We start from the raw sequence: 18,324 nt of genomic DNA, 5'->3' as shown, positions 1-18,324 counted from the left end.
ATGACCGAAGTTCTTACCCCCGGCGCAGTCACGATCGCCACGCTGCGGCGAATCTATTGGGAGGGGCTGACGCCCGGCCTGGATCCGGCCGCCGCCGAAGGCATCGCCCGTTCCGCAGCCCGCATCGCCGAAGTCGCGGCAGGCGACGCGGCCGTCTATGGCGTGAACACAGGCTTCGGCAAGCTGGCTTCGATCCGCATCGACGCGGGCGATGTGGCGACGCTTCAGCGCAACCTGATCCTGTCGCATTGCTGCGGCGTCGGGGCGCCTTTGCCTGACGATGTCGTCCGGCTGATCCTGACGCTGAAGCTGATGTCGCTGGGTCGCGGCGCATCCGGCACCCGGCCCGAGGTGGTCGCGCTGATCGAGGCGATGCTGGCCCGCGGGGTGATCCCGGTCATTCCCGAAAAGGGCTCGGTCGGGGCATCGGGCGATCTCGCCCCGCTGGCCCATATGGCGGCGGTCATGATCGGCGAGGGCGAGGCGTTCGTTGAGGGCAACCGATTGCCCGGTGCCGAGGCGCTGGCGCGCGCGGGGCTCTCCCCGGTGGTGCTGGCCGCGAAAGAGGGGCTGGCGCTCATCAACGGCACGCAGGTGTCCTGCGCGCTGGCGCTCGCCGGGCTGTTCCGGGCCGAACGGGCGCTGCGCGCCTCGATCGTCACGGGTGCGCTTTCGACCGACGCGGCGATGGGCTCGACGGCCCCGTTCCACGAGGAAATCCACACATTGCGCGGCCATCGCGGCCAGATCGACGTGGCGCGGGCGCTGCGCGAGCTGCTGGCGGGCAGCCAGATCCGCGACAGCCATGCCGAGGGCGACGAGCGTGTGCAAGATCCCTATTGCATCCGCTGCCAGCCGCAGGTCGCGGGTGCCGCGCTGGATATCCTGCGCCAGAGCGCCGCGACGCTGGAGATCGAGGCCAATGCGGCCACCGACAACCCGCTGGTGCTGTCGGACGGGGCGGTCGTCTCGGGTGGGAACTTCCATGCCGAGCCGGTGGCCTTTGCCGCCGATGTGATCGCCCTCGCCGTGGCCGAGATCGGCGCCATCGCGCAGCGCCGCATCGCGCTGCTGGTCGATCCGGCCCTGAACTACGGGCTGCCGGGCTTCCTGACGCCGGCGCCGGGGCTGAACTCGGGCATGATGATCGCCGAGGTCACCACCGCCGCGCTGATGAGCGAGAACAAGCAGATGGCCCACCCCGCCAGCGTGGACAGCACCCCCACCTCGGCCAACCAGGAGGATCACGTCTCCATGGCGTGCCACGGGGCGCGGCGGCTGCTGCCGATGACGCAGAACCTGTGGTGGATCGTGGGGGTCGAGGCGATGATCGCCGCGCAGGGCATCGACCTGCGCGGCCCGCTGGAAAGCTCACCCCGCCTTCAGGCCGCCATCGCCGCAATCCGCGAACGTATCCCGGCGCTGGGTGCCGACCGCTTCATGGGCAACGACATGGAGGCCGCGGGCGCGCTGATCGCGACCGGCGCGCTTGATCCGGCCAGGGCAGGGCTTCTGCCGGAGGTCGGGTGATGGAGCCGGTCCGAGTCCAGCCGGGGAACAGCCCCGTAATCCTTGCCTTTCCCCATGTCGGGACCGAACTGCCCGCGGACGTGGCCGAGCGGCTGAACGATGAAGGCAGGCTGCTGCGCGACACCGACTGGCATATCGACACGCTGTATGCCGGGCTGCTGCCGGGCGCGACCACCGTCACCGCCACCCAGTCGCGCTATGTCATCGACGTGAACCGCGACCCGGAAGGCGCCAGCCTCTATCCCGGCCAGACCACCACCGGGCTGATCCCCGAGACCAACTTCGACAACGTGCCGATCTGGCGCGACGGCGCGGGGCCGCAGGCGGATGACATCGCCCGCTGGCGCGAGGCGGTCCACCGCCCCTATCACGCGGCGCTTTCGGCCGAGATCGCGCGGATCAGGGCGCTGCACGGCGTCGCGATCCTCTATGACTGCCACTCGATCCGGTCGGTCATCCCGTGGCTGTTCGAGGGGCGATTGCCGGACTTCAACATCGGCACCGACAATGGCGCGACCTGCGCCGCCGGGATCGAGGCCGAGGTCCACCGCATCTGCGCCGCTGCGCCCGGCTACAGCACCGTGCTGAACGGCCGCTTCCGGGGCGGCTGGACGACGCGCCATTACGGCCGCCCGGAAAACGGCGTTCATGCGGTGCAGATGGAACTGGCGCAGATATCGCATCTGGCCCGCGAGGAGCCGCCATTCGCGCTCGACCCCGACCGCAGCGCAAGGCTGCGGGAACCCCTTGCCGAGATCCTCAACGCGCTGGCCGCCCTCGCGCCGCGCCTGGCCCGTCCCTGAAAGGTCAACGACATGAACAACCCCCGTCACAACGCCCGCGTCGTCCTTCCCGCCACCGGCACCGAACTGACCGCGAAATCCTGGCTGACCGAGGCGCCGCTGCGGATGCTGATGAACAACCTGCATCCAGACGTGGCCGAAAACCCGCATGAGCTGGTGGTCTATGGCGGCATCGGCCGCGCCGCCCGGACGTGGAAGGATTTCGACCTGATCTGCGACAGCCTGCGCAAGCTGGAGGCTGATGAGACGCTGCTCGTGCAGTCCGGCAAGCCGGTCGGCGTGTTCCGCACGCATGAGGACGCGCCGCGCGTGCTGATCGCCAACTCCAACCTCGTGCCGCACTGGGCAACGTGGGAGCATTTCAACGAACTCGACCGCAAGGGGCTGATGATGTACGGCCAGATGACGGCCGGCTCGTGGATCTATATCGGCACCCAGGGCATCGTTCAGGGCACCTACGAGACCTTCGCCGAGGCCGGGCGCCAGCATTACGATGGCGACCTGACCGGCAAGTGGATCCTGACCGGCGGGCTTGGCGGCATGGGCGGGGCGCAGCCGCTGGCGGCGGTCTTTGCCGGCGCCTGCTGCCTCGCGGTCGAGGTGGACGAGACCCGCATCGACTTCCGCATCCGCACGAAATACCTCGACGCCAAGGCGCGGACGCTGGACGAGGCGCTCGCCATGATCGCCGACTGGACCGCGAAGGGCGAGGCGAAGTCGGTGGGTCTTCTGGGCAACGCCGCCGAGATCTTCCCCGAGATCGTCCGCCGCATGCAGGCGGGCGAGCCGCTGCCGAACGGGCGGCCTGACATCGTGACCGACCAGACCTCGGCCCATGATCCGGTTCACGGCTACTGCCCCACGGGCTGGAGCGTCGGCGACTGGCGCGCGCGTCAGGAAAGCGCCCCGGCCGACGTGGCAAAGGCCGCCCGCGCCTCGATGCGCGTTCAGGTCGAGGCGATGGTCGCCTTTCACGACGCCGGCGTTCCGACCGTCGATTACGGCAACAACATCCGCCAGATGGCGCTGGAGGAAGGGTTCGAGCGTGCCTTCGCGTTCCCCGGCTTCGTGCCGGCCTATATCCGCCCGCTGTTCTGCCGCGGCATCGGCCCGTTCCGCTGGGCGGCGCTGTCGGGCGATCCCGAGGATATCCGCAAGACCGATGAGGCGATGAAGCGCCTGTTCCCGGACAACACGCATCTGCACCGCTGGCTCGACATGGCGGCGGAGCGCATCGCCTTTCAGGGGCTGCCCGCGCGGATCTGCTGGATCGGCCTTGGCGATCGCCACCGCGCCGGGCTGATGTTCAACGAGATGGTCCGCAGCGGCGAGCTGAAGGCCCCGGTGGTGATCGGCCGCGACCATCTGGATTCCGGCTCGGTCGCCAGCCCCAACCGCGAGACCGAGGCGATGGCCGACGGGTCGGACGCGGTGTCCGACTGGCCGCTGCTGAACGCCATGCTGAACGTCGCGGGCGGCGCCACCTGGGTTTCGCTGCATCACGGGGGCGGGGTCGGCATGGGGTTCTCGCAGCATTCCGGCGTGGTGATCGTCTGCGACGGGTCCGAGGCGGCCGACAAGCGGCTGGAGCGGGTGCTGTGGAACGATCCCGCCACCGGCGTCATGCGCCACGCCGATGCGGGCTACGAGATCGCGCAGGACTGCGCCCGCGAACACGGGCTGCATCTGCCCGGCATCCTGCGGTGAACGGAGTCCATCGGCTGCGGGACCGGACGCTCCGGCCCTGGAAGAACGGCGGCGGCAAGACGGCGGAAATCGCCGTTTCTCCGCCGGGCGCCGGGTTCGACGATTTCGACTGGCGCATATCGACCGCTCTGGTGGCCTCGGACGGGCCGTTCTCGACCTTTCCGGGCGTGGACCGAGTGCTGACGGTGGTCGAGGGCGGACCGATGGTCCTGACCATCGACGGCCACGACCACCGGCTCGACGCGCGCAGCCCGCCGCTCGCGTTTCCCGGCGACGCGACCTGCGCGGCGCGGCTTTGCGGCCCGCCGCTGCTGGATTTCAACGTCCTGCTGCGTCGCCCGCTGGCGGCGCGGGTCCGCAAGGGGCCGCTGCACCCGGCAGGCGGCGGCGCCCGCGCCCGGCTGGCGCTGCTGCTCGAAGATCGCGCCGGGCTGTCGCGGCTGGATCTGGTGAACCTGGACGCAGCCGGTCCGCAGTTGGCGGCGGCGCTGGCAGGGGTGCAGGCGATCTCGGTGGAGATCGGCTGACGCCGACTCAGCCGCTCTCGTCCGTTCCGCCGGGTCCGAACTGCGCGACAAGCTGGTGCCGATCGCCGGGATAGGTCTGGGTCGCCAGCGTCACCCACTGGCCCGAGGCTTCGGTCCGCCGCGTCACCTCCAGGCAGGCGAAGCCGGTCGCCAGTCCCAGCTCCCGCGCGACGAGGCCCGTGGCCGGAACCGCGCGGATATGGTGCTCGGCCGAGCTCCACGGGATCTCGCGCAGCAGCCATGCGCCGGGCGCGGCGCGGCGGAAATCGACCTCGGCGGCGCCGGGCGCGGCTTCGGGGTTGATGATGCGGACCTCGTGGCAGAAGGGCAGGCCGCCCGCGTGGTGCACCCCGCGCAGCGCGAGGACGGGGCGCGAGGCGTCCACGATCCGCGCCGCCTCCGCCTCGTGGCGGAGCGGCAGTCGCAGGCTGCGTTCCAGCAGGTCGAAGCGCCAGTCGAGCCCGAGCGCCGCGATTTCGGCCTCGATATCCGCGATCTCCATCACCGCCGCCTGCGCGCGGGGCCGGGCGACGAAGGTGCCCAGCTTGCGGCGGCGGACCAGAAACCCCTCGCGCGTCAGCTGCGCGAGCACCTTGTTCATCGTCATGCGCGAGACGCCGTGGCTTTCGGCCAGTTGCGTCTCGAAGGGAAGCTGAAAGCCCGGCTGCCATTCGCCGCTGGTGATGCGGTCCCGCAGTTCGGTCAGGATGCGCTCGTGATGGGTGACGCGGGGCGCGACCTCGTCCCTGCTCATGGCAAACTCCGAACTGGACACGGCGGAAGATTAGGCGATTGCGGGGCAGGGGTCCACGCGGGCCGACCCGTGAGCCTGGCGGTTCGGACGGCAGGGGGTCAAGCCGGATTCGGGCTGAAGCGATTGCTCCGCAAGGATCGCGGGGCGGGGCCGAGATTTCCTTCGGCCAGCGCGGGGCCGAGTTCCAGCGCGTGCAGGCTCGCCAGAGTGACGCCACTGTGGCAGGTGACAAGAAAGCCGCCCGGAAAATCGGGGGCTTCGTCGTAGATCGGCAGGCCGTCGGGGCTCATGATCCGCAGGGCGGCCCATGCCCGCACCAGCCGTGTATGCCGCAGGGCGGGGAAAAGGCGGGTGCCGGTCCGGCAGAGCCGGGAAATCGCGGCGACCTCGGTTTCCGTCGAAAAGCCGGCATCCTCATGGGTGCTGCCCAGAAGCACCGTGCCTTCGCGGGTCTGGCGGATGGCGCTGGCTGGGTGGTGCAGGAAGGGCGCGACGCGCTCGGTGACGACGATCTGGCCGCGCTCGGGCGCAAGCCGGGGTTCCAGCCCGATCTGACGGGCGAGATCGTTCGCCCCCAGCCCCGCGGCAATGACCAGACGGCGGCCGAAGACTTCGCGCCCTGTCGCATCCCGCACCGCAAAGCCGCGGTGCGGGTTATGGCGGATCGTGGTCGCGGTGAAGTTGACCAGCAGACGCCCGCCATGGCCGCTGAACCCCTGTTGCAGCGCGCGGAGCGCAAAGAGCGGGTTCGCCTCGCCGTCGAGGTCCGAAAGCGAGGCGCCGACCACTTCGGGGCCGATGTCGGGGGCCAGATCGCGCAGGGCGTCCCGGTCGAGCATCTCGATGCGGATATCCCCGCCTGCGGCTCGGGTGCGCGCGATCAGGTCGCGCCGCTGCTCCATCTCGGCCTCGGAACAGCAGAAATGCAGCCCGCCGCCGCCACGCCAGCCGATGTCGATGCCGGTCTCCTCGCCAAGGATGCGGGCGAGTTCCGGCCAGCGCTGCCCGGCCCGGATCGACCAGTGCATGTAGTCGGGATTGCCGAGGCCCTTGCCCTGAAGCCAGACGAGGCCGAAGTTCCCGCGCGAGGCGCGGAAGGCGACGTCACCCTCGTCCAGCAGCAGAACATCGGCCCCGGCGCGTGCCGCCCCCCAGGCGAGCGCCGATCCGATCAGCCCGCCGCCGATGACGATCAGATCAGCGGGGCTGGTCATCCGGCCATTCCCGAGGCCGCAGCGAAAGATGCAACCAGCTTGTCAGCGTCACGATATCGAAGACCGGGAGGCCAAACCTGCGCGAAACGGCGGCCGAGTAGGGCGGCAGATTGGCACATTCGAAGACAAGCGCGCCGACCTCGGGGTGACGCTCAAGCAGATTCGCGACCGTCGCCATGACGTCGGCTTCCTGCGCCGCAGGGTCCACGATTGGCGCCTGCTCGCGCATGTTGCGCAGCAGCGGCCCGTCCGCGGACAGCGCCGCCATCGGCAGACCCGGGCCGGCCCCGACGCCGCGGAAATGCCGGTCGCCAAGGGCCGCGCGGTCTGAGACGATCAGCCCCGGAACCCGCTCGGCGGGCAGGATGCGGGCGACGATGGGAATCTGCAGCAGCGCCGATGACAGGAACGGCACCGGCGAATGCCGCGTCAGCTCGTCCTGGACCGCGGCAAGAAAGCCGCAGCTGGTGGTGATCGCTGAACAGCCGAGCGCCACCAGATCGTCGATCGCCTCACGAAACGCGCCGAGCGATTCGCGCGGATCGCCTTCGATCACGTCGCGCGGCCTTACCCCACGCACGATGCGGAACTGCACCGGGAACGGCCAGGTGCCGGCATGGGCGATATCCCCCGGCAAGCGGCGAAAGCCGGTGTCGAGGACGATGATCCCCAGCATGACGCCGTGGATGCTGCGGCGGCTGCGCGACCCGGCCGGGATCATGCCGGACCCTCCAGCGCGTCCTTCAGCCCGTTCCACCGTTTCACCGCGCCTGTGTCGATGTCGAACAGGTCCAGCGCGCGGGCGGTGGAATGGGTGACGACCTCGTCGAGGCTCTGCGGCTTGGCGTAGAAGGCGGGAACCGGCGGCATGATGATGCCGCCCATCTGCGTCAGCCGGGTCATGGTTTCCAGATGGCCCAGATGCAGCGGGGTCTCGCGCAGCATCAGCACCAGCCGCCGCCGCTCCTTCAGCACCACATCGGCGGCGCGGCTCATCAGAGTCGAGGTGACGCCGGTCGCAATCTCCGACATGGTGCGGACCGAGCAGGGCGCGATCAGCATCCCCATGGTGCGGAACGAGCCCGAGGCGATGGTGGCGCCGATATCGGCGGCGGGATGGATGACATCGGCGCGCCCGTCCAGATCGGCCTTCTGCAAGCCCAGCTCCTGCTGAAGCGTCAGCAGGGCCGAGCGGGAGACGACCAGATGCGTCTCCACACCCGCCGCGCGGGCAAGCGCCAGCGCCGCGATGCCGTAGGCCGCGCCCGAAGCGCCGGAGATGCCGATGACGAGCCGCCGCGGATTGAGCGTCATGGTTCAGCGCCCCGGAAACCAGTCTTCCGCACGGACCTTGTCCGCCAGCCGCAGGCGCTTGCGCTCGAACTCCGCCTCGCGGCCCCAGGGCTTGGTGGCGTCCACCAGAAGGCGGCCCCAGTGGTCCTTCATCTCGTCACGATAGAACGAGGGGGTTTCGGGAATGATCATCATGTCCTTGTCGGGGCGGCAGCGGGTCAGGATCGCCCATTGCACGTCGTCCATGTCGTAGATGTCGACATCCGTGTCCACGACCGTGATCTGCTTGGCCCAGATCGGCTCGGCCCCGATGGTGGCCAGCATGACCTGCCGGGCATGACCTTCGAACTGCGGTTCGATCTGGACGATGGCGTGGTTGACGAAGGGCTGGCAGGTGACGTTGACGATGCCGGGCAGCGCCGCGCTGAGGCGCTGGAAGATGTTGGCCGACACCGAAAGCTCCAGCGTCAGCACCTCTTCGGGCGAGCCGCAGAGGATCGAGTGGAACATGGCGTCCTTGCGCACCGTCACGCCCAGCACCTCGAACACGGCGTTCGGGCCGACGGGGACATAGTAGCCCATGAACTCGCCGAACGGCCCTTCGGGGCGGCGTTCGTTCGGAAGGAAACGGCCCTCGATCACCACCTCGGTCTCGGCTGGCACCTCGAGATCGATGTGGTTGCACTTGCGCATGGCGATCGGGCGGCCGCGCAGGCGGGCTGCGACCTCAAGCTCGTCCACGTCATAGGGCAGGGGGGCGGCCGCGGTCAGGAACGCATGGGCCGGGGGGCCGATCAGCATGGCGGCCTCCAGCGGCTTGCCCATCTTCTCGGCCTTCTCGTGGTAGATGGTCAGGTGATGGCGCGGCGCCAAGCGGCAGCGCAGCTCGTCATCGCTGATATACATCGAACGGTGATAGGACAGGTTGCCGACGCCGGTCTCGGGATCCTTGGCGATGAACATGGCCGAGGTGAAATAGGCCGCCCCGTCGCGGTCCGAATAGGTGATGAGCGGCAAGTCTGACAGCTTGACCTCGTCATATTCCGGCAGGTCGTCCGGTCCGGCCGCAACCAGCGGCTCGGACATCCCCGAGGCGCCCATCGAGGCCAGCCGGCTCCACTGGCGGCAGAAGTCGTTCGGGTCGATGCCGATCACCTCGCCCAGCCGCTCGCGCGTGCTGTAGATGTTGCTGACCACCGGAAAGCGGGTGCCCTTGACGTTGGTGAACATCACCGGCTTGGCCCATTTCTTCTGGGCAAGCTGGGTCACGGCCGCCAGCTCATGCGCGGGGTCGATCTCGCGATCGACGATCAGCAGGTCGCCACGTTCCTGGAGGTTGCGGACGAATTCTCTCATGTCTGGCTCCTGTGGTCGGTTAGCGGCCAAGATTTGCGCTGGGCGTGGTGACGATCCGGCTGGTGCGCGCCTCGTGCGTCGAACGCAGCCGGTAGCGGTCGCCCGGATAGATGAAGCGGCTGCGGGTGACGGGTATTCCCTCGCGCCAGGTCGAGCGGTCGAGCAGCAGGCAGGGCTGGTTCTCGTCGATCTGAAGCAGCTTGCGCGCCTCTTCGTCGGCGCGGATCGCGCGGATGGCGTTATCGACGGTGGTGACCGTCGTCTCACGCAAGAGCCAGCTATGCGGGGTGATCCGGTTGAAGTCCTGTTCGATATAGCCGGGCGCCTCGGAGGCGTTGACATAGCGATCCTCGAGCTGGACCGGGGTGCCGTCCTCAAGATGCAGAAGCCGGGAATGGAACACGACTTCGTCCGGCGGAAGCTGGAGCATGTTCCGGCCGGGGCTGTCCCGACCCAGGATCGAATGCTGCAACACGCGGCAGCTATGGGCGCCGCCGGACAGCGCGACTTCCTCGGCAATGTCGGGCAGGTTGAAGACCGCGCATTGCATCCGCGGGCCGATGACGAAGGTGCCGCGCCCCTGAATGCGCATCAGCACACCGTCCGCCTGCAACTCGCGCAGCGCGCGGCGCACGGTCAGGCGCGAGGTCCCGAACTCTCCGGCGAGCACTTCTTCCGAGGGGACCTGGAAATTGGCCGGCCATTCCTCGGCTTCGATCCGGCGGTCGATGACGGTCTTGATCTGCTCATACAGCGGTTGATCCGTGCTCACATCGCCATCCATAATGATATCATTACTAGCGTCACAAGAGCCTGTGATAACGCCAGATTACAAGAGTATTCTCGCAATATAGCCCTGCTTGAGCAGATTTACCCCGTGTCGACTCTGATTTGCCCATGATTTAGGCAGATATAGGTATCTCATCTCTCCATCAAGTATATTATTGACAGATGGTATGTCTATCATTTCTCATGGTGAGAGGCGCAGAGAGCCGACGAACAGTTTGCGGGAGGGGCGATGCCCATCCCCCGCGAGAATGGAGTGAGCATGTCCACCGAAAGCCTGCCGAAACTGTCCATGTATATCGACGGCCAATGGGTCGCCCCGGTTTCGGGAGAGTATATCGAGACGGTGGACCCGTTTACCGCCAAGCCCTGGGCGCTGATTCCGCGGGGCAATGCGGACGATGCCGACCGTGCCATTCAGGCCGCTCATCGCGCCTTCAAGGATGGTGAGTGGGGCCGGATGCATCCCAGCCTGCGCGGGCGCATTATCCAGAGATTCGCCGACCTGATCGAGCAGAACGCCGATTCGCTGGCCGAGATCGAGGTGCGGGACAATGGCCGCCTGCTGGCCGAGATGCGCCACCAGATCCGCTATATCCCCCGGTGGTATCACTACTACGCGGGGCTGGCCGACAAGATCGAAGGTGCCGTCCATCCCTGCGACAAGCCGGCGCTGAGCTTCTCGCGCCACGAGCCGCTGGGGGTCTGCGTCGGCATCGTGCCGTGGAACGCGCCGCTGTTCCTGTTCTCGCTCAAGGCGGCGCCGGCGCTGGCGGCCGGCTGCACGCTGGTGATGAAACCTGCCGAATACACCTCGGCCACCGCGCTCAAGCTGATGGAGCTGGTCGAAGAGGCGGGCTTCCCGCCGGGCGTGATCAACGTCGTCACCGGCTACGGCCCGGAAGTGGGCGAGCCGCTGGTCACGCATCCGCTGACCCGACATGTCGGCTTCACCGGCTCGACCAGGACGGGCGCGCATCTCTATTCGCTGGCGGCGAAGGACATCAAGCGCGTCAGCCTGGAACTGGGCGGCAAGTCCCCGAACATCGTGTTCGACGATGCCAATCTGGACAACGCCGTGCGCGGTGTCGTGGGCGGCATCTTCGGCGCGGTGGGGCAGACCTGCATCGCCGGCTCGCGCCTGCTTATCCATCGCAAGGTGCACGACCAGTTTCTCGACAAGCTGACGGCCTTCACCAAGACCGCCCGCATCGGCGATCCGAAGCACGAAGATACCCGCATCGGTCCCATCGCCAACTCGATGCAGTATGAGAAGGTGCTGGGCTATATCGACGTCGCCCGTCAGGAAGGGGCCGAGCTGGTCCTGGGTGGCAAGCGCCCCGATATCGCCGAATGCGCCGCCGGCTACTTCGTCGAGCCGACCATCTTCGCCGGGGTGAACAACGACATGCGCATCGCCCGCGAGGAGGTGTTCGGCCCGGTTCTCGCCGCGATCCCCTTCGATGAGCCCGAAGAGGCCATCGCCATCGCGAATGACAGCGAGTTCGGCCTCGCCGCCGGTGTCTGGACCGGTGACATGCGCCGCGCCATCCTGATGTCCGAACGGCTCGAGGCCGGCAGCGTCTGGGTCAACACCTACCGCGACGTGTCCTACACGACCCCCTTCGGCGGCTACAAGAAAAGCGGCATCGGGCGCGAGAACGGGATCGAGGGCATCCGCGAGTTCCTGCAGACAAAGGCCGTCTGGCTTTCGACCGCGGAAGAGATCGCCAATCCCTTCGTGATCGGGTGAGTGCCATGAGAAGAGGTGCAGACATACTCGCCGACGAACTGGCGCTGAACGGCGCGCAGATCGTCTATCATGTTCCCGGCGAAAGCTTTCTGGTCGCGCTGGACGCTCTGGCGACACGGCATTCCGGCATCCGCGCCGTGAGCTGCCGGCACGAGAACGGCGCTGCGCAGATGGCCGAGGCGCATGGCAAGCTGACCGGCCAGCCCGGCATCGCCTTCGTCACCCGCAGCCCCGGTGCGACCAATGCCGTCAACGGTGTTCACACGGCGTTCCAGGACAGCTCTCCCATGATCCTGATCGTGGGGCAGGTGAAGCGCTCGATCCTCGAACGCGAAGCCTTCATGGCCTATGATTTCCGCACCATGTTCGCGCCGATGGCGAAATGGGTGGCGCAGATCGACGATCCGGCGCGGATCCCCGAATTCGTCCAGCGCGCCTGGGCGACGGCGATGTCGGGGCGGCGCGGTCCGGTGGTGCTGGTCGTCCCCGAGGATGTGCTGGAGGAGGAAAGCGACGTCGCGCCCTCGGTCCGCCCGGCGCAACCCTCGCGCGCCGGTGCGCCGCGCGATGAGGACATGGCGCAGATCTTCGACATGCTGGCCGGGGCGAAAAAGCCGCTGGTGGTCGTCGGCGGCTCGGACTGGAGCGAGGCGGCAAGGGGCGACATCCAGGAATTCGCCACCCGCATGGGGCTGCCGGTGGTCACCACCTTCCGCCGCCGCGACATCATCGACCACCGGCTCGACTGCTATGCGGGCGAGATCGGGATCGGTTCGAACCCGGCGCTGCTGGCCCATATCAAGGAAACCGACTTCATCCTGATGCTGAACGACGCGCTGAGCGACGTGAACACCATCGGCGCCGGCTACATGGAGGGGTTCACGCTCTTCTCGATCCCGCATCCGAGGCAGAAGGTCGTTCATGTGATGGCCGACCATGGCGATCTGAACCGGGTGTTTCAGGTGGATCTGGCGCTGGCCGCCGACAATGATGCGACCGCCCGTGCGCTGGCGGGCCATGCGGCCGAGCCGGTCCCGGAGCACGCGGAATGGAGCGCGACGCTGCGCGCGACGCTGATGGCCGAGCGCGAGCCCCAGCCCTGTCCGGGCGACATCGATCTGCCCGGCGTGATGGGCTGGCTGCGCGAGCGGCTGCCCGAGGACGCGATCGTCACCAATGGCGTCGGCGCCTATGCCACATGGAGCCAGCGCTACTTCCCGCATTACCGCCTGCATACCCAGCTTGGCCCGATCAGCGGCAGCATGGGCTATTCGCTGCCGGCGGCGATCGCGGCGAAGATCGCCCACCCCGAGCGGGTGGTGGTGGATTTCGTTGGCGACGGCTGTTTCCAGATGAGCAGCGAGGAACTGGCGACGGCCGTTCAATACGGCGCCAATGTCGTCATCCTGCTGTTCAACAACGGGCTTTACGGCACCATCCGCATCCATGAGGAAAACCGGCTTGAAGGGCGGGCGAACGGGACCGATCTCGTCAATCCCGATTTCCTCCTGCTGGCGCGGGCTTACGGCGCGCATGGAGAGCGCGTGGCGACGACCGAGGAATTCGCGCCCGCCTTCGAGCGCGCGCTCGCGTCAGGCAAGCCCGCCCTGATCGAATTGGTGATCGACCCGGAGGCGATCCATACCCGCTATTCGCTGAGCGATCTGCGTGCCCGCCGTGCGGCGCGCGCGCAGGGCTGAGCGATGAAGGAATCTGCCGGACCTGACGCGAGAAATGGGCCGGAAGGTAAGACGGGGCAACCATTGCCCGCATCCCCCTCCAACAGGAGAAATCCATGAAGACCAAGCATCTACTCGCCGGTCTGGCCCTTTCGGTGTCCTGGGCGGGCCTCGCCGCCGCGCAGGATTGCGCGCTTCGCGTGACCACCTGGGGCGGCAGCTATCAGGCGACCTATGAATCGGTCGCCGAAGCGTTCGAGCAGCAATACGACTGCAAGATCCAGTGGATCGTCGGCGCCAGCCCGGACCATCTCATCAAGGCGCGGCTGGGGCAGGTCGATGTCGCGACCAACACCCTGCTGAACTCGATCGCCGGGGAAAACGAAGGCCTGTGGGCGCCGCTCGACCCGGCCAAGATCCCGAACATGGCCAATCTCTACGACAACGCAAAATATTCGGACCACACGGTCTTTGCCAATGTCGGCGACTATGTGCTGACCTACAACACTGACCGCATCCCGGAAGAACCGGAAAGCTGGGACGCGCTGTGGAACCCCGACTACAAGAACTCGGTGGTGATCTACGGCATCGACCATATCCCGACGCTGAGCCTGATGGTGATGGAGGCCGAGCAGAACGGCGGCAGCATCGACAACATGGAGCCGGGCATCGACCGGATGGCCGAGCTGATGAAAAGCGGCAACCTCGTCGGCTCGCTGGATGTCGAAAGCCAGATGGTCTCGCTGTTTGAAACCGGCGATGCCTGGCTCGGGATGATGGCGACCGGCCGCCTGCGCGAGCTGCTGTCGAAGGGCGTGGACAACATCGCCTTCACGCGGCCCGAGGAGGGGACGTTCCCGCTGATCTCGACGGTGAACATCCACAAGGATGCAACCGATCCCGACATGGCGGCGAACTTCGTGAACTTCGTCCTGAGCCCCGAGGTGCAGGTCGCCTTCGCCACCCGCAACCTCTACGCGCCGTCGGTGAACAACGCCGAGATTCCCGCGGATTTCGAGATGGGCGAGCTTCTGGTGTCGAACGAGGAGTTCGGCCGGCTTTACCTGCCCGATCAGGAGAAGATCCAGGCCAACAAGGCCGAATGGCAGCAGCAGCTGAGCCAGAAGGCCACGCGCTGATTGCAACCGAGCGGCCCCATGACCGGGGCCGCCCGCTCTCATGCCGGGCACCTCGCCCGGCATGTCCGCCCGAAGCAGGATGAAGATAGCCAATGTCCGATGACGCGATCCAAGTTCAGGGAGCCATGAAGCGCTACGGCGCCGTGATGGCCGTGGACGATGTCTCCTTCAATGTCGCCCCCGGTGAGTTCGTCTCGCTGCTCGGACCAAGCGGCTGCGGCAAGACGACCTCGCTGCGCATGATCGCGGGGTTCATCGATCCCTCGGGCGGAGCCATCCGCGTTCATGGCCGCGACGTGACCTATCTTCCGCCCGAACGGCGCGATCTTGGCTTCGTCTTCCAGAACTACGCGTTGTGGCCGCACATGACGGTCGCCGAGAACGTGGCCTTCGGCCTGAAGCTGCGCAAGAAGTCCCGCAGCTTCATCAAGGACAAGATCGAGGAATCGCTGTCCGTGACCGGGCTCTCCGGCTATGCGGCCCGCCTGCCGCGCGAGCTTTCGGGCGGGCAGCAGCAGCGGGTCGCGCTGGCCCGCGCGCTGGCGCTGGAGCCGCAGGTCCTGCTGATGGATGAGCCGCTGTCGAACCTCGACCGGGCGCTGCGGGTCGTCATGCGGCGCGAGCTGAAAGAGCTCCAGGCGCGCATGAAGATGACCACGCTCTACGTGACCCACGATCAGGAAGAGGCGCTGTCGATGTCGAACCGCGTCGTGATCATGAACAAGGGACGGGTCGAACAGATCGCCGCACCCTATGAGCTTTATGAAAACCCTGCGACCACCTTCGTCGCCGATTTCGTCGGGATCACCAATTTCCTTGAAGGGGTCGTGGTCGATACCGAACCCGGCTGGGTCGGGGTCAGGCTGGAAACGGGGCAGGTGCTGCGCGCCGTGATCCGGCAGCCCGTCAGCCGCGGCAGCGCCGTCCGCGCGCTCATCCGCCCCGAACGGGTCACACTGTCCACCGCGCCGATCGACGGGCTGAACGTCCTGCGGGGCCGCGTCGTGCTGTCCGAGTATTTCGGCGCGGTGCTGCGCTATACGGTGCGGCTCGACGATGGCGGGACGCTCCGCTCCGAGGTGCATAACTTCGACGGCTTCATCGCGCCCGGCGAGCAGGTCTGGATCTGCGCGCTGCCCGAGCATCTGCGGGTGATCCCCCATGAGCGGCGGGCCGGCGAATGATACGGCGCCTCACTCCCTCGCTGTCGCCGGGGCTGCTCGCGATATTCATCTTCGTCGCGCTGCCGATGCTCTGGGTGGTGCGCACGAGCTTCAACGATCTGGCGCAGGGCTCGTTCATCGTCGAGACCTTCACGCTCGACAACTACACGCGGTTTCTGGGCGATCCGTGGTATCTGGTGAACACGCTGTGGTTCACGGTCCGCATCGCCATCCTGTCAACGGCGGTTTCGGTGATCTGCGCCTATCCGGTGGCGCTTTACATCGCCCGCACCACGGGCGTTCAGCGCAACATCCTGATGGCGCTCATCATGGCCCCGCTGCTGATCGGGCTGGTGACGCTGGTCTATGGCTGGATCGTCATCTTCCGCGGCGGCGGGCTACTGAATTCGCTGATGATCGCGCTGAACGTCTATGACGAGCCGGTGCGCTACATGTGGGACATCAAGGGCGTCGTGATCCTGCTGGTCTATATCGGCATGCCCTATATCGTGCTGTCGCTCATGGACAGCATCGAGCGGATCAGCCCCTATCTGGTCGAGGCCGCCCGCAATGTCGGGGCAAGCCCGTGGACCGCCTTCTGGAAAATCGTGTTCCCGCTGACGATGCCGGGCCTTTACGCCGGTCTGGTCATCGTCTTTTCGCTGAACTTCGCGGCCTTCGCGGTCCCGCTGATGATCGGGGACAGCAACACGCAGATGATCGGCCTGGTCATTTATCGCGAGGCGCTGCTGAACAACGACCTGCCCTTCGCCTCGGCGCTCTCGGTCATCATGGTGTCGGTGAACGCGCTGATCCTTGTCGGCATGGCCGTTCTCTTCGGCCGCCTGATCCTCAACCGTCTCGAGGCCAAGCGATGACACGTTTAGATTTCGGCGCCGTGGCGCTGCGGCTGTTCACGCTGCTGATGATGATCTTCCTGATCTTTCCGATTCTCGTGACGCTGGTGGTCGCGGTGAACCCGCGCGAGTTCATCCTGCCGCCGAGCGGCTTCACGCTGGACTGGTTCAAGGCCGCGTGGAGTTCCCAGACCTTCCTGCGCGGGATGGGGGTCAGCCTGGTGCTCGGGGTCGTCTCGGCGACGCTGGCCAACGCGCTGGCGCTGCCCGCGGCGATGGCGATGGTCCGGCACGACTTCCGCGGCAAGGCCGCCCTGAACCTGATCCTGATGTCGCCGCTGCTGATCCCGACGACGATCTTCAGCCTTGCGCTGTATATCTGGTTCGTGCGGATCGGCTATGGCGCGGGGCTGCTGCCGCTGTTCGTCGGCCATACGGTCCATGTGATGCCCTATGCGATGCGCATCCTGACGGCCAGCCTGCACAACTTCGACCCGTCATACGAGGAGGCCGCCCGGAACGTGGGCGCGGGGCGTGTGCGAACGCTGTTCTCGGTCACGCTTCCGGTGATCCGCACCGGGTTGATCTCCAGCTTTGCGTTGTGCTTCATCCTGTCGTGGAACGACTTTCCGATCTCGGTCTTCCTCGCCCCGCCCGGCTGGACCCCGCTTCCGGTCGAGCTCTACTCCTACATCAAGTTCCAGTACGACGCGGTCGCGGCGGCGCTGGCGGCATCGCTGATCCTGCTGTCGGTGGTCGCCATGGTCATTCTCGACCAGCTTGCCGGGCTGCGCCGCGTCCTGCGCTCGTGAAACATCCAACGGAGCATCCATGATCAAACGCATCTTCACCGGCGCCCCTTCGGAAAAGCTCGCCGGCTATGCCAAGGCCGTAGTGGACGGAAGCACCATCTATGTGTCAGGCACGACTGGCCGTGATCCGGCGACCAACGGCTTTCCGGCAGATCCGGCGGAGCAGGCCCGCAACGCCCTTGCCTCCATCGATGCGGCCCTGCGCGAGGCGGGGGCCAGCCTGGCAGACGCGGTCGCAAGCCGTGTCTATGTGACCGACCGCGAAGCCGCCGAGGCCGTGACGCCGGTGCTGGGAGAGGTCTTCGCCGATATCCGGCCGATCAGCACGTTCCTGATCTGCCAGATTCCGGCCGAAGGCGCGCGGGTGGAAATCGAGATTACGGCCTCGAGGAACGGAAAGGCCACTGCAGTGGGGTAGGGCAGCGCAACGGCCGCGAAGCCGTATCCTCCGGAAGGCCCGGAACAGTTGTGCAAGATCGTCGCAATATGAAAACAGGGTTCAAACCCTGTCCTCGCAACTAATTTAATTTGTGAGATCAGAAGCTTACAAGCCTCCCTCGCGGGAGGCTTTTTGCGTTCCGCAACGTGTCAACGCAGTGTCAGCAAAACACAGGCGCCGGGTGGCAGGGAATGACGTACGAGTCACCGCTGCACTGCGGTGATTGCAGTTGCCCTCCTCGAATCCGCCCCACGCGCCGAGCCCCTGCGTCACCAAGTAGTCGTGCTTCTCATTGTGGAGAGCCCCATAAGTCATGAGACCTGATGACACCCGGGTCGTCAGAGGTGGTTCGCTTCGTCTGACCAACGTCGGGGCTCGTGCTAAGTGGATCTCCGCCTTGGTTGCGCCGCTGCCGGGATCGGCTGGCTGAGATAGGCCTGATCGGGTGTCTGCCCGCCATGTATGAGGAGGATCAGAAAACGTTCCAGTGGAACGTTTTCCCGACGATTGGA

Annotated in this window: 17 protein-coding genes; 11 read left to right on the top strand and 6 right to left on the bottom strand. The window is 66.7% G+C overall.

Features of this window, described 5'->3' with window-relative positions; translation table 11 throughout:
- The 4 genes from hutH to KTN05_RS14680 are packed head-to-tail and all read left to right on the top strand — an operon-like array spanning position 1 to position 4,567.
- Entirely contained in the window at positions 1 to 1,530 is a 1,530-nt protein-coding gene (gene hutH, locus KTN05_RS14695) for a histidine ammonia-lyase (protein ID WP_217330150.1), read from the top strand.
- Complete coding sequence (gene hutG, locus KTN05_RS14690) at positions 1,530 to 2,333, top strand: N-formylglutamate deformylase (RefSeq protein WP_217330149.1); 804 nt, start codon at positions 1,530 to 1,532, stop codon at positions 2,331 to 2,333. The genes hutH and hutG overlap by 1 nt, the downstream gene beginning before the upstream one ends.
- Before the next feature lie 12 nt (positions 2,334 to 2,345).
- Positions 2,346 to 4,040 carry a urocanate hydratase gene (gene hutU, locus KTN05_RS14685; RefSeq protein WP_217330148.1) on the top strand — a complete coding sequence of 565 codons (1,695 nt, stop codon included), beginning with the start codon at positions 2,346 to 2,348 and terminating at the stop codon, positions 4,038 to 4,040.
- On the top strand, positions 4,037 to 4,567 hold the full coding sequence (locus KTN05_RS14680; RefSeq protein WP_217330147.1) for a HutD family protein: 531 nt from the start codon (positions 4,037 to 4,039) through the stop codon (positions 4,565 to 4,567). Before hutU ends, KTN05_RS14680 begins: the two co-directional genes overlap by 4 nt.
- Before the next feature lie 7 nt (positions 4,568 to 4,574).
- Here the strand turns inward: KTN05_RS14680 and KTN05_RS14675 are convergent, their stop codons facing one another.
- From KTN05_RS14675 to hutC, 6 genes are all read right to left on the bottom strand, one after another.
- Positions 4,575 to 5,321, bottom strand: coding sequence for a UTRA domain-containing protein (locus tag KTN05_RS14675; protein ID WP_217330146.1), 747 nt, complete (start codon positions 5,319 to 5,321; stop codon positions 4,575 to 4,577).
- Positions 5,322 to 5,419: 98 nt separating this feature from the next.
- Entirely contained in the window at positions 5,420 to 6,535 is a 1,116-nt protein-coding gene (locus tag KTN05_RS14670; protein WP_217330145.1) for an FAD-binding oxidoreductase, read from the bottom strand.
- Positions 6,519 to 7,256, bottom strand: coding sequence for an aspartate/glutamate racemase family protein (locus tag KTN05_RS14665; protein WP_217330144.1), 738 nt, complete (start codon positions 7,254 to 7,256; stop codon positions 6,519 to 6,521). Before KTN05_RS14665 ends, KTN05_RS14670 begins: the two co-directional genes overlap by 17 nt.
- Entirely contained in the window at positions 7,253 to 7,849 is a 597-nt protein-coding gene (locus tag KTN05_RS14660) for a UbiX family flavin prenyltransferase (RefSeq protein WP_217330143.1), read from the bottom strand. The genes KTN05_RS14665 and KTN05_RS14660 overlap by 4 nt, the downstream gene beginning before the upstream one ends.
- Before the next feature lie 3 nt (positions 7,850 to 7,852).
- Positions 7,853 to 9,184 (bottom strand): UbiD family decarboxylase, encoded by a 1,332-nt coding sequence (locus KTN05_RS14655; protein ID WP_217330142.1) that lies wholly within the window; start codon positions 9,182 to 9,184, stop codon positions 7,853 to 7,855.
- 19 nt (positions 9,185 to 9,203) lie between these two features.
- A complete protein-coding gene (gene hutC / locus KTN05_RS14650; protein ID WP_371823381.1) occupies positions 9,204 to 9,956 on the bottom strand; it encodes a histidine utilization repressor in 753 nt (250 codons plus the stop codon).
- Positions 9,957 to 10,232: 276 nt separating this feature from the next.
- Here hutC and KTN05_RS14645 point away from each other — a divergent pair, with 276 nt between their 5' ends.
- The 7 genes from KTN05_RS14645 to KTN05_RS14615 all read left to right on the top strand — a co-directional run bounded on the left by KTN05_RS14645 (position 10,233) and on the right by KTN05_RS14615 (position 17,791).
- Positions 10,233 to 11,723, top strand: coding sequence for an aldehyde dehydrogenase (locus KTN05_RS14645; protein WP_254368246.1), 1,491 nt, complete (start codon positions 10,233 to 10,235; stop codon positions 11,721 to 11,723).
- A gap of 5 nt (positions 11,724 to 11,728) precedes the next feature.
- A complete protein-coding gene (locus KTN05_RS14640; protein ID WP_217330140.1) occupies positions 11,729 to 13,423 on the top strand; it encodes a thiamine pyrophosphate-binding protein in 1,695 nt (564 codons plus the stop codon).
- Between the two features lie 95 nt (positions 13,424 to 13,518).
- Entirely contained in the window at positions 13,519 to 14,541 is a 1,023-nt protein-coding gene (locus KTN05_RS14635) for an ABC transporter substrate-binding protein (protein WP_217330139.1), read from the top strand.
- A 125-nt stretch (positions 14,542 to 14,666) separates the two neighbouring features.
- Complete coding sequence (locus KTN05_RS14630; protein WP_254368245.1) at positions 14,667 to 15,725, top strand: ABC transporter ATP-binding protein; 1,059 nt, start codon at positions 14,667 to 14,669, stop codon at positions 15,723 to 15,725.
- Complete coding sequence (locus KTN05_RS14625) at positions 15,722 to 16,582, top strand: ABC transporter permease (RefSeq protein ID WP_217330137.1); 861 nt, start codon at positions 15,722 to 15,724, stop codon at positions 16,580 to 16,582. Before KTN05_RS14630 ends, KTN05_RS14625 begins: the two co-directional genes overlap by 4 nt.
- Positions 16,579 to 17,373, top strand: coding sequence for an ABC transporter permease (locus KTN05_RS14620; RefSeq protein ID WP_217330136.1), 795 nt, complete (start codon positions 16,579 to 16,581; stop codon positions 17,371 to 17,373). Before KTN05_RS14625 ends, KTN05_RS14620 begins: the two co-directional genes overlap by 4 nt.
- A gap of 19 nt (positions 17,374 to 17,392) precedes the next feature.
- Positions 17,393 to 17,791: a RidA family protein gene (locus tag KTN05_RS14615; protein ID WP_217330135.1), complete on the top strand. Its 399-nt coding sequence runs from the start codon at positions 17,393 to 17,395 to the stop codon at positions 17,789 to 17,791.
- Positions 17,792 to 18,324 lie beyond the last annotated feature (533 nt).

Origin of the sequence: Paracoccus sp. Z118 (genome assembly GCF_019061185.1) — a bacterium.
Taxonomy (GTDB): domain Bacteria; phylum Pseudomonadota; class Alphaproteobacteria; order Rhodobacterales; family Rhodobacteraceae; genus Paracoccus.
The sequence above is the reverse complement of the archived record's forward strand: the minus strand, read 5'-3'. Positions and strand labels throughout refer to the sequence as shown.